This window comes from uncultured Roseobacter sp. (genome assembly GCF_947496515.1).
Classification (GTDB): domain Bacteria; phylum Pseudomonadota; class Alphaproteobacteria; order Rhodobacterales; family Rhodobacteraceae; genus Roseobacter.
On sequence record NZ_CANMDB010000032.1, the window covers coordinates 1 to 11,591 of the forward strand.

Consider the following 11,591-nt stretch of genomic DNA (forward strand, 5'->3'; position numbering starts at 1 on the left):
TCGACCTCCCGTGCCGAAGGCTGTGTCGACGACATCGGCAACACACGCATGGCCAAACGCAGGCGCATGAGATGGTCGCCACGCGGAGCCCATAACGTAGCCGTCACCAGAGCCGCTGTTCTTGATGAGCGTCTGGCAGTCTCAAATCAAGGGATCGCCGTACAAGACCCCCAGGTTTTGCCCACTCCCGTTTTTGAGGTTGGTCATGCCGCTGAAGGCAACGGTGCAAAGAAGAGCGCGTCAGACGCGGGATAGACGGCTGCAATGCGTAGAGGCAATCGTCCAATGGCAGCAGCGTATGCAGGCGAAATGCGACCGCCATCGCTTCCTCATCTTCGCTCAGCACGCTCGAGCATGGTTCTTTCGGACTGGTCTTCTGGTCTTCGACCGTTCGGCGACTGCGCCACTTGGCCACCGTCTTGGGATTGACTCCAATTTCGCGGCTCAACCCGCGACCGAAGCTTGCGTTTCTCGGCAGACTGCTGCGCAGTCGCCTGCCAGCCAGTGGATCGCTGTATGTGAGCTCGGATCGCGTGCTTCGTCGAGGCGCTGCCATGACGAATTTGTCCCATAATGCATTCTTCCGTTCCAAAGAAAGAAGCACACCATCAAACCGTGGGATCAAACAACTAACACTGCCAGTCACTTCCTACATCCAAAGGGCGTGGGCCGCTCGAGCATTTTCTCCCTAAACACGAGGCAATCCTTGGTGAAAATCGCCAATTTTGATAGAGTAGTCTCGCAAGTATTGAGAAGAAAAAATTGAAATCGCTAGTCACTTACTGAACCCTTCCGGGAGATTTTCCAATGGCCAAACCATCCGCCAAGTCAAAAAGCAAAAGCAGCAAGACATCCAAACAGACCGTTGACCCCTCACAATCCCTCGATGCGGCTCCAAGACTGGGCAATCGGGTGCTAAATGTGCTTCCCGACGCAACCGATCTCCGCGATCGTATCTATGAACCCGCCCTTCTCGATCTCGCCCTAAAACTAACGCCACCAGATCCGGCACTCAGCCCGATCAGGGATCAGGGGCGGGAAGGCGCCTGTACTGGATTTGCGCTTGCCAGTGCGATCACGCTTATGAACCGCACGCGCCACGCGCGTATCGACCTGACCGCCACTGTTCCCATGGCCAGCCCGCGCATGCTGTATGAGATGGCAAAAATTAATGATGAGTGGCCCGGTGAGGACTATGAAGGGTCGAGCATCCGTGGTGCGCTCAAAGGCTTTTACAACAACGGCGCCTGTAGCGAAGACACTGCGCCCTACAAAGATAGTGAAAAGAACTGGTTTCTCACCGTTGAGCACGCAAGAGACGCGAGAAATGTAGGGCTAGGGGCATACTACCGTCTCAGGTCCGAAATCATCGACTATCACGCCGCGCTCAATGAAGTCGGAGTCATCTATGTCTCCGCCATGGTGCATCGCGGCTGGCAACGTCCCGCAAAAGGCGTGATCAAACCGTCGCATCTTACCGAAGGCGGACATGCCTTCATCATCGTGGGGTATGATGAAAACGGTTTTTTGATCCAGAATTCCTGGGGCCAAGATTGGGGCGGCTTTGCCGGACACAAAGGCGTAGCACATTGGAGCTACCATGACTGGGCTGCAACGGTCATGGACGCCTGGGTCCTGCGATTGTCTGTTCCAACGCCAGACGCCTTCGACCTTGCCGTCACCCAGCCCACACCGGAAGCTGAAAACCTCTTTGGAACCGAGAACATCCGTGCGCCAAGGCATGAAGACATTATTGGCCACATTATCCATCTAAACGATGGAAAGCTTGTTGAAACTGGCAAATACCCAACCCCGATTACTACAATCAAAGAAACCGCGGACTTCCTTGCCGATGAAAGTGCGACGGCCGAGCGGAGCTATGACCATCTCCTGTTTTACGCCCATGGCGGGCTCAACAATAGCTCAGCTTCCGCCAACCGCGTTCGAAAAATGAAGGAAGTCTTCAAGCGCAACGGGATCTACCCAATCCACTTCATGTGGGAGACCGGTTTCTTTGAATCTCTTACGGATGTCATCTTTAATTCCCGCGATCGCGCGGAAGCCCGCGTCGGCGGAGTATCTGATTTCTTTGACCGAGTTCTGGAATCGATGGCGCGCGGACCCGGCACCGCCGTCTGGCGCGACATGAAACGGGACGCACGACAGAGCTTCATCGCCTCCGGAGGCGGACGAAGGGCCGTCAAAACCCTGCTCGACGGCAATGCCAAACGGAGCAAACCTCTCAAGGTCCATCTCGTTGGCCACAGCGCGGGATCTATTCTGATCGCGCATTTGTTGGAAGCCATGGAGACCATGAACCCCCTTACAACCCCCATACAATCCTGTTCACTCATGGCACCAGCCTGCACCGTCGAGCTCTTTAAGAGGAGCTATCATTCGCGCATTGGTAAAACCGGTTCGGCTTCGGGCATCAAAAACCTGCTGCAATACAATCTGATTGATCAGCGCGAACTCGATGACAGCGTTGGACCCTATAGAAAATCGCTGCTCTACTTCGTCTCCAATGCCTTTGAAGACGAGAAAAAAATGCCACTGCTTGGCATGGAGAAGTTTGTCGACGAAGTGCCTCAAAAAACGAGCCATATAATCCACTATGCGGGCCGAGCTCGAAGTAAGACAGACAGCGACACCCATGGTGGCTTCGACAATGATCGTAAGACGATGAATAACATCCTTAAAAACATCCTCGGAAAAAAGCCGACACCGGCCAAGGGCTTCCAGCCTGAAGACATGACTGGGTATTAAAGGCTCTGTTGCGTTATTGATCTTAGCTCGCTTGGCGGTTGATCGCCGGTTTCGTTATGCTGCGGGTTCGAAAAGGTCCGCGACGATGGCAATCTCGCTTAGAACACCTGGCTTGCTGTTCGCAAAATGGCTGTCACGTTTCAGTTAACTCCAAGACAGCTTTCTCTGTGATTTCAGCGTGATGTCTGTGCACTCAAATAGGTTCTTCCTAAGAGTGTGTGGTCTAAAGGAAGCATTCTGGCCCGCATACGTTCTGGTCCAGCGCGACCATAAATGGCTCGTTTCAGCCTTTTGAGGCGATTGATCTGCCCCTCTGCCTGGCAGTTGTTCCAAGGTAGGGCAATTGCATTCTTCACGGCATCAAGATCCCTGTGGAGGACCCTTGCAAAGCGCGGCATTTCGGAAAGATCCGAGATTGTGCTCCTCTGAACGACACCATTGACATGACCTCACCGTCTAACTGTCTTGTCAGCTATACGAGTTCGTCAGACTTTGCGCCGGAATCACAATAGGCACGTGTGAAGGTGCAAGCGTCTTGGAAGACCAATAGTCTTTAACGTCTGCTGTGACTTGCGATCGGGAAATGCTGTTGCGAAATGAACCGAGATCTTTAAAGATAAATTATTAACTTCATTTTTCATTTATTCGCAGGGTTATGCAACCAATGGGCATTGATTCACGATAAAAAGTTTCCGAAGAAGGCTTCTCAAGCCCACATACCGGCATAGCGGCGCTCATCGCCAGCGGCAAAGGTGGAACGGCCTTCTACATTGGATCGAATACGGCACTATCCGCTTGGCATGTTGTCGAAGATGCGACGTCGGGCCTGTTAATTTCAGGCGCACCTTCTTTTCAGCTTGCTGCAGAAACACCCTTTACTGATCCCGGGTACCCGTACAAACGCGTTCAAGGCTTCGGCGATATTGCTCTAATTTCCAATCAGGATGATGCGAACTTCTTCCAACTTCCGATAACAGACGGAGTTGTCGGCCAGGAGCCTTACGTTTTTGGCTTAGACGCCTACGTGGATATGGATAATTACCTTAACTATCTCGGTGCCGGAGTCGATGCGGAAACGGCAGGTTTCCCGGTCGACAAGTACCAGCACGTGCTTGGGGGAGTGGCCGGAATCCTTCCGAACATGTTTTCTGCGGAAGGCACGATAGCGTACACCGCTAGCTACGGTTCCCGCCAGTATGTCTCGGATGTCGCCTTCTCAATCAACGAAGATGGTCCCCTACTGATAGGTAGTGCTGACGGCACGCTAGATGCATCAGGCGGGCAGAGCGGGAGCCCTCTTTGGACGTACGATACACATTATGACGGCTACCGAGCGATGGCGGTTGCAGTGTCTGCTTCAACCGACAGCTTTCTTTTTCTCCAAAATGCCACATTCGAAGCAACAATTTTCGAGCTTATCGACCAGAACGTTTTCTCATGGATTATGTCAGAGATGGCGGCCAATGGTGTGGTACAGCCCGATTATGTCACCAATCGAATTACCGGACTGTTCGGAAATACCAACATCGACTGGATTACCGGAGGCATTTACAGTGATGTTTTGCGTGGCCTGGGCGCAGCGGCAGGAGGCGAAGACATCCTGCGCGGATCTTTCGGTAATGACTACTATGAATTTGCTTACGGTTTCGGAGAAGCCACGATACAGGAACCAGAGGGATTTGGTCTAGATGCATCGATCGACGACGCCGATACGATCGTGTTTCGCGGAGTCAATGCCGGCGATGTTAGGATTAGCCGCGGTTTCAACGACCGCGACCTCTACGTTTGGGTGTTCGACCCTGCAGACAGCACAGAAGATTTGATCACTATAGACGATCAGTTCTATTCTTCGGGCGCGATCGAGTTTATTCAGTTTGATGATTTCATTGTAGACATCTCGCAGGGGTTGTTACTGACAGGTACGGATACGAGCAGCAGCGAAACGCTCGATGGAACGGGATTCGACGACATTCTTTTGGGGCTTGGCGGTCCGGATACCCTTCTCGGCCGCAAAGGGAATGACATCTTGAACGGCGGACAAGGAGATGACAGCCTCTACGGCGGGTTGAACGATGATACCTACGAGTACGGCGCGGGCTACGGAAGCGATGGGATTTCGGAAGAAGGTGGCTTCGATACGGTCCAACTTCTGGACCTAGATTTCGCAGATATTCGTTTACAGCGCGACATCGGCGTCAATAGCGCATTTCTCACGCTCTACGTTCACGATGGCAGACAGGATCTTGCAGGTCAGCGGCTCGGGTTCGGGTATCAGTTTTCGGCGAATACTGATACCCGACTAGAGCGCCTCATTACTGCAGACGGGATTGAAATAGATTTGACAGGCGGCCTCTACTTCAGAGGAACAGACGGCTACAATGCGATGGCCGGAACGGAATTTGATGATATTGTTGAAACACGTGATGGCGACGATCTAATTCGAAGCTACGGTGGCGATGACCTACTGGACGGCGGAGTGGGTAACGATGGATTGGAAGGCGGATTTGGCGGAGACACTTATGTCTTCAGACCAGGTCATGGGAGAGATACAATCTCAGAGATTGGCCGTTACGGCAATGTTGACGTCGGGCCTGTTGACACGATTTTGCTTGATGGTTTTCTTCCGAGCGACGTGCGGATCGTTGAGGATTTCCAAGGCCGAATGACGATATACACAACTGCAGACAATGAGAATTGGATATACGTGCCAAGCCAGTTCTACAACTACAATCCAGGAAGCAGCCCACTGATCGAGCGCATCGCGTTTTCAAACGGTACTAGTATTGATTTGGCCATTCCGGGCGCTTCAACTAATGCAATTCCGGAAGGAGTTGGGGATTACTTTTCCTTATCGCAAAGACAACCGTTAGAGCTCTCATTCGAGAGCCTTTTGATGAACGACAGCGACGCAGATACAGGAACGGGACTCTCTATCGCTTCGGTGGGCAATGCGCGTGGCGGAAGCGTGGTTGCAACGGGAGAATCTGTAAGGTTCACACCGGAACAGGGTTTCGGTGGCACAGCAGGCTTCGACTATTTTGTCACAGACGGGATTGCACTTGTACCGGTAGCAGTTCAGATCACTTACCCAGGCACCATCGGCGATGACGTGTTTCAAGGAACGGCAAATGCCGATGTGTTCAGAGGTTTCCGCGGCAATGACACACTGATCGGTGGCCTCGGTGACGACACGCTGAACGGCGGTGAGGGTAACGACAACATCTCCGGCGGTGACGGCAAGGACACGGTCTTTGGCCAGCAGGGCAATGACCAGATCAACGGCGGAGACGATGACGACCAGCTCTTTGGCGAAGAGGGCAACGACACCATTAACGGTGGCGACGGCAATGACACCATCGGCGGGGCCAATGGCAACGATATTGTCGATGGCAATGCTGGCAATGACACCATCTTTGGCGGCGAAGGAAACGACACCGTCCGAGGGGGGCTGGGCAATGACCGGCTCTTTGGTAACGGTGGCAACGACTTCGTCGATGGCGAGGCCGGTGACGACGAGATCTTCGGTGAGACCGGGGCCGACACGCTCTTGGGCGGCGATGGTGCAGACGAGATCAACGGCGGCGGCGGCAACGACTTCATGAACGGCGAGGGCGGCAACGACCGGATGTTCGGTGGCTCGAACGACGACGCGATGTTTGGCGGGTCGGGCAATGACCTGATGGATGGTCAGCAGCAGGACGACGACCTGTTCGGTCAGGCGGGCAATGACACGATGTTCGGCGGCGACGGCTTTGATCTTCTCGATGGCGGGTCGGGTAATGACACGCTCTTTGGCGGCAATCAGGGCGACACGCTGCGCGGCGGCGCTGGCACCGACTTCATGGACGGTGGTGCCGGATTCGATAACTTTGACTTCAACGCGGTGTCGGAATCAGCCTTCGGGTCCGCTGACACGATCTCGGGCTTTGACGGTGCGGGTGCGCCGGGCGGAGACGTTATTGATGTCTCTGGCATTGATGCCAACACCACCGCCGGTGGTAACCAGGCCTTCACTTTCCTCGGTGCTGTGACAAGCGCCGTGGGTCTTGGCTTTGGTGCAGGCGCGCTCTGGGTGCAGGAGTTCGGTGGTCAGACCCGGCTCTACGGTGAGGTGAACGGCGACGGTGTGATCGACTTCGAAGTGCGCATCAACGATGGCCCGGGCACCGTCGCGGGCGATTACACATTGGATGAGTTCCTGCTGTAGAGGACTCGCCTCCGGAGAGTAGCCGCCGAAATCACACCATGTAAAGTCAGAACAGCTTTGAACTAGCCCTTACTATGGCGAGAGGTCAGCAAGCTTCGGCCCGTTTGGTCCGATACAATTTTTTCAAGAAGTGACGCTTGCGCTCTTCCGTCGACCCCGCACTTTGTGGGAGAGGGCATGAGAGAAATCCGCTTGAAAAGCTCTTAGGACATCGGATTGTGTCAGCGAATTCGACTGCCTAGTGAACTGGCGGGTGTACTGGCGCTCTTCCGGCCACGTAAGCCGCCATGTTTTCTTCAAGGCGTTGAAGCAGTTGGCTGTCACAACCAAGCTCGGACGCAAGATCAGTTGCGACCTGTCGCTCGCCCTTGAAAACATCCGCATCCCCCAGAATGATTGGTGCTAATCGACGAGGGACTGCAAAAACTTCTTCATCGGTCACCTCTTCTGTCGTGTCACCGGTATAGGGATCGTAGGTTGAGGTTGTACGTGTGTAGACTAGCAATGCCTCCTTCTCGCCGCACGACCCCAGAGCGTCGACGCACGCAAGAGCCCAAAGCGCAAACATCCCCTTAAAACCGGTCCCATTTGGTACGTCGGCAACGGTGGCTTGCCAGCCATCGCGTCTCTTTCCACGGCTTTCAGCCACCCGGCCACGCCAAGCCCAATCCACTGCCAGGAATTCACCGTCATGAATTAACTCAAAGATCGCAGGCATCCAAAGAGACCCGAATGCGTCGGTCATTTCGTCCGTCGATACGAAGCCGAGGCTCTCAGGCAAATCCGACGGCACCGAAGACACAAAGCGCATACGGTCTGCCTCATATTTTCCTGCAAAATCGAGTACGCCTCCTCCGTCGCTGCGAATGAGTAGCATGTGGGGTAGAGCAACCCGCTTCTGAATGTCGAGCACCAGGTCCTGAACGTCCCATCTGTCGGACACGTCTTCGTATCTGACATCTTCATCCGTCCATGGCGGGTCTTGCATTTGACCGGTTAGAAGCAGGTAACTTCGTTGTGCATAGCGAAAAGCCATCTCCTCAGAAAGCCCACCAAAGCGCGCATTCCAGGCGGGCAGCCCGGGGCCGCCGAGAGCGGTCGCATCCCGACTACAATCGAACCGCTGAAAAACGGATGCGCTTTGCCGTTTCTCTTGGGAGATTTGCTGAACTCGGTCAGCACAGCTTACTCCATCGATCTCCTGAACGACATCGAGCATGTCAGCAATATGCGGAACAAAACGTCCGTTCCAGATTGCTTCTGTTATCTCACTTTCTCCCACGCCAAATTTCTCGGCATAGGCGACGAGCTGGTCAGCAGCTGAACGCGTGGGATCGAAACGATCCACATCCGACCAAGCCGGAACCGCAAAGAGACAAGTAAAGAAAATCCACCGCATTCAATCCGCCCTGTAACGTTACGACCAATCGTAGCAGAGCGTCTGTCACGCATGATCTTACGTCAATCGAAAACCGCGACTGATCTTGCGCGACGTGATCGTGGCGCGCCCTTTAAACGCTACACGTCCATTGGCCGTTAACGGGCGACATAAGAGGCTTTTTCAGGGATTTTCAGCCCGCTTGAAACAAATCAGCGTCGAAGAACTCATCGGTGGCAAGGATGGCGCCCGTGGGCGCGCCTGTCGGCGATCCTCCTTCCGGCTCGTCAGAGACAGCCAGTGTTCCACCATTGATCAAAGCAGCGATCTCGGGTGTGATCTCGAACGTGCTTTCTCTGTCTGCCGGGATCACACCAAGCGAGACCGGTGCGGCGGCTCCAGCCCCGATCACCCATAGTTCAAAGTCGCGGCCTGCCGGAGGAGCACCCTCCTCTGGGATGACCTTGAACAGATTGCCATCGGGCGCGTAGCCCGCTTCGATATGTACTGTGCCGTCAGCGGAGATCAGCGTTGCGTGTAGCGTCGGATCAAAAACTGGTCCGCGCAGGATCGAACTGACGATGAGGAAGGCTACCACTGCCACGATAGCTAGCGACGGAAGCGCAAGCCATCCCCAGCTCCAGATAGTTTTCGGCTCGGCAGTGCGATCGCTGACTTGTGCAAGAAGCCGGTTTCTCAATGTTGGCGGAGGCGTAGTTTCGGCCACATCGTCGGTGAGAGCGGCAAGTTCCGTCTCCCAAAACGCCACGTGTTCCTGCAATTCCGGTTCGACCCGGAGCCGTGCCTCAAACGACCGCGCGTCATTCGCGTTCAACAGGCGCAAGACATATTCGGCAGCGAGTGCCTCGTCTTCCGGCATGTCCTGTTGGTCGCTCATCGCGAAAGGCACTCCTTCAACACCATCAGGCTGCGACGCAGCCACGTTCTCATGGTGTTCAGTGGCACATGGTGACGGTCGGCCAAAGTCTGGTACGTTGCGCCTTCGAGATATGCAGCGCGCACGGCGTCTGCTCGGTCCGGTGGCAATTCTTCGAAACACACGCTGATCCGGCGCTGATCCGACGCCGCGATACTTGCCGCCTCTGGTCCCGGGCTCTTTTCCACAAGTTCCGCGGCACTGTCGAGGTCAACTTCTGCCGTCTTTCGGGCGCGGAGACGGTCAATTGCCAGATTGCGCGCCACAGTGATGAGCCAGGTCATAGGGCTGTGCCCAGTCACAGCGTAACGATCTGCTTTGTTCCAAATCCGCAGGTAGACCTCCTGAAGCGTGTCTTCCGCTTCGGACTTGTTCTTCAGAACCCGCAGGCACACCGTGAAGAGCTTTCCGTTGGTTGCATCGTAGAGTGCGCCAAACGCGGCTCGGTCACCGAGCGACACCTTGCCAATCAACGCCTCAATATGGTCGCGGTCTGTCATACGGTTCTTGGGTAAGCGAAACAGGCTGTCTTCTTCTGTTGCGTGACAGAAATAGGTCGGAACGGCAATGGCTTGCCGCCCGGACCTTTCTGGGTACCCATCGAACAACTCGTTACACTACTATTGCGGCTCACATACCCAGAGACGCCGCAAAGCCCGTGATACCACCCATTCCAAGATCGGCTTTCATTGTCGCAGCACCTGTTTGCAGATCGATGCTGTAGAGGCCAGCGCTTGCCGCGCCCTCCATCTGCAGGATCGCAAGCCCGATGTTTTCGCCTTCGGTGGCCGAGACGATGTCGAACCCGCCCATCGGAGCCAGATCGACCGGCTCGCCGTCGATGGTGATCCTGGCAATGGTCTCAAGTGTGCCAGCGTTGTTGGCAAGGCTCACGAGGGCGTCCGTCTCGGCGTCCAGCGCATACTGGAACGTGTCGCCCGCCTTCATGTCATTGATCGCGTTGGTGTAGGCGTTGGCAAAGATCATTGGTGTCGCGTCCACCATGGCATCGCCCTCCACATAAGCAAGGTCCGTGAAGCGGCGGACCGACCCCGCACGCTCGTCGTTGTCCCCAAAACCTTCGGGGAAGTAGACCAGATTTTCGCCCGCCGAGGTGACAGCACGCACGGCATCGATCATATTGTTGAAGTCGAAGGCCACCATCTTGCCGTCGCCGATCATGGTATCGTCCATGAACATCGCTTCAAGATTGATCATTTCACCCGACATGGGATTGATCCTGGCGATCATGCCGTCGGAGAAACCGACAAGCTCGCCGGTCACGGGCCGCCAGGCAATCGCCTTCAGCGGCGCTTTGAGGCTGTGCGTCATGACCTTGTCAGGCGTGCCGATATCGCTCATCACGACCAGCGTTGCACCGTCGTCTGCCAAAGCATAGCCGGAGACAACCGCATGGCCGCCAGCCAAAGTAGGGCTCGCAGCAAGAGCAAGAAAAGACGTCACAAATGCATGGGTTTTCATCGTTTTACCTTTCAAGTTGCGTCGTAGCGCGCGCCGATTGACCCGCGCCCTGACATCAATCACGAAAGCCGATGCCGGATAGTTTCAGCGGGACAGAACCTTTTTTTGGCTGTTTGGTGTGATTGACGCTTCTTTTGCGACGCATGCACCGAGCGGTGACCGAGGTTGATGGCCTTACGCGACATTCAAGACAGATCTGTCTTACCGCGTCTGCGATACACTCCGGGGCCTTGAGTAATTGTTGACCGGATCCGATCCGGACGCATCTTTCGACCTCGGCCCGAGCAAACAGGAGAAAGCGGGAAACAGTTTCAAATGCAGCAGATTGAAGGGGCTCCAATTAACGATTTCCTTATGCTGATCCGACAGCTTGGAAGGAAACGGGAGGATGACGTGGTGAGACCGATGAGACTTGCTGTAAGGCTACTCTGTTCCTTCATCGCAATCTGTTGCCTCCTTCCAACTTCCGGGCACAGCGAAAGCGATACACGAATAGCGCGCGTAGGTTTCTCTCAGTTTCCTGGCTATTCGTTCTTGGGTCCATCTGGTGTTGCCGAAGGCTATTCGATCGACATGATCCGCATGTTGCTGCAGCCTCAGGGATACCAGTTGTCCTTCACACCTTTCCAAAATCCCACGGAGATACTCCGCGCGCTGGAACGGGGTGAGATCGATTTGACCAGCCTGCTTGTCGATACGCCCGAGCGACGCGTTTCCGGGACTTTTTCCGATCCAGTAGGCAGCTGTCGTTGTGCCCTAATTGAGAATAACTAGCCGTTTCAGGCCGATTCAGACCATTTCTGTACCCTTATTTAGGATTT

At 54.8% G+C, this 11,591-nt stretch carries 7 protein-coding genes and 3 pseudogenes; 4 read left to right on the top strand and 6 right to left on the bottom strand.

Going from position 1 to position 11,591, the window contains the following annotated elements:
- Positions 1-150: pseudogene (locus Q1A53_RS22930) on the top strand (ISKra4 family transposase); the annotation flags it as partial.
- Positions 151-205: 55 nt separating this feature from the next.
- Here the strand turns inward: Q1A53_RS22930 and Q1A53_RS22935 are convergent.
- A pseudogene (locus Q1A53_RS22935) lies at positions 206-572 on the bottom strand (hypothetical protein); the annotation flags it as partial.
- Between the two features lie 235 nt (positions 573-807).
- Between Q1A53_RS22935 and Q1A53_RS22940 the strand changes: the two are divergent.
- On the top strand, positions 808-2,766 hold the full coding sequence (locus Q1A53_RS22940; RefSeq protein ID WP_299971612.1) for a C1 family peptidase: 1,959 nt from the start codon (positions 808-810) through the stop codon (positions 2,764-2,766).
- 173 nt (positions 2,767-2,939) lie between these two features.
- On the opposite strand, the pseudogene Q1A53_RS22945 reads toward Q1A53_RS22940, so the two are convergent.
- Positions 2,940-3,185, bottom strand: a pseudogene (locus Q1A53_RS22945) (transposase); the annotation flags it as partial.
- Between the two features lie 611 nt (positions 3,186-3,796).
- On the opposite strand from Q1A53_RS22945, the gene Q1A53_RS22950 reads away from it, so the two are divergent.
- Positions 3,797-6,973, top strand: coding sequence for a cadherin-like domain-containing protein (locus tag Q1A53_RS22950; RefSeq protein ID WP_299971614.1), 3,177 nt, complete (start codon positions 3,797-3,799; stop codon positions 6,971-6,973).
- A 238-nt stretch (positions 6,974-7,211) separates the two neighbouring features.
- On the opposite strand, the gene Q1A53_RS22955 is transcribed toward Q1A53_RS22950, so the two are convergent.
- The 4 genes from Q1A53_RS22955 to Q1A53_RS22970 all read right to left on the bottom strand — a co-directional run bounded on the left by Q1A53_RS22955 (position 7,212) and on the right by Q1A53_RS22970 (position 10,770).
- The gene (locus Q1A53_RS22955) at positions 7,212-8,372 is read right to left on the bottom strand and encodes a hypothetical protein (RefSeq protein ID WP_299971616.1); all 1,161 of its coding nucleotides are present in this window, start codon (positions 8,370-8,372) and stop codon (positions 7,212-7,214) included.
- 172 nt (positions 8,373-8,544) lie between these two features.
- Positions 8,545-9,294: an anti-sigma factor gene (locus tag Q1A53_RS22960; RefSeq protein ID WP_299971619.1), complete on the bottom strand. Its 750-nt coding sequence runs from the start codon at positions 9,292-9,294 to the stop codon at positions 8,545-8,547.
- Entirely contained in the window at positions 9,246-9,788 is a 543-nt protein-coding gene (locus Q1A53_RS22965) for a sigma-70 family RNA polymerase sigma factor (protein ID WP_299971622.1), read from the bottom strand. Before Q1A53_RS22965 ends, Q1A53_RS22960 begins: the two co-directional genes overlap by 49 nt.
- A gap of 130 nt (positions 9,789-9,918) precedes the next feature.
- Entirely contained in the window at positions 9,919-10,770 is an 852-nt protein-coding gene (locus Q1A53_RS22970) for a DUF4394 domain-containing protein (protein ID WP_299971625.1), read from the bottom strand.
- 405 nt (positions 10,771-11,175) lie between these two features.
- Here Q1A53_RS22970 and Q1A53_RS23520 point away from each other — a divergent pair, with 405 nt between their 5' ends.
- Positions 11,176-11,544 (top strand): transporter substrate-binding domain-containing protein, encoded by a 369-nt coding sequence (locus Q1A53_RS23520; protein ID WP_366873045.1) that lies wholly within the window; start codon positions 11,176-11,178, stop codon positions 11,542-11,544.
- Positions 11,545-11,591: the final 47 nt, after the last annotated feature.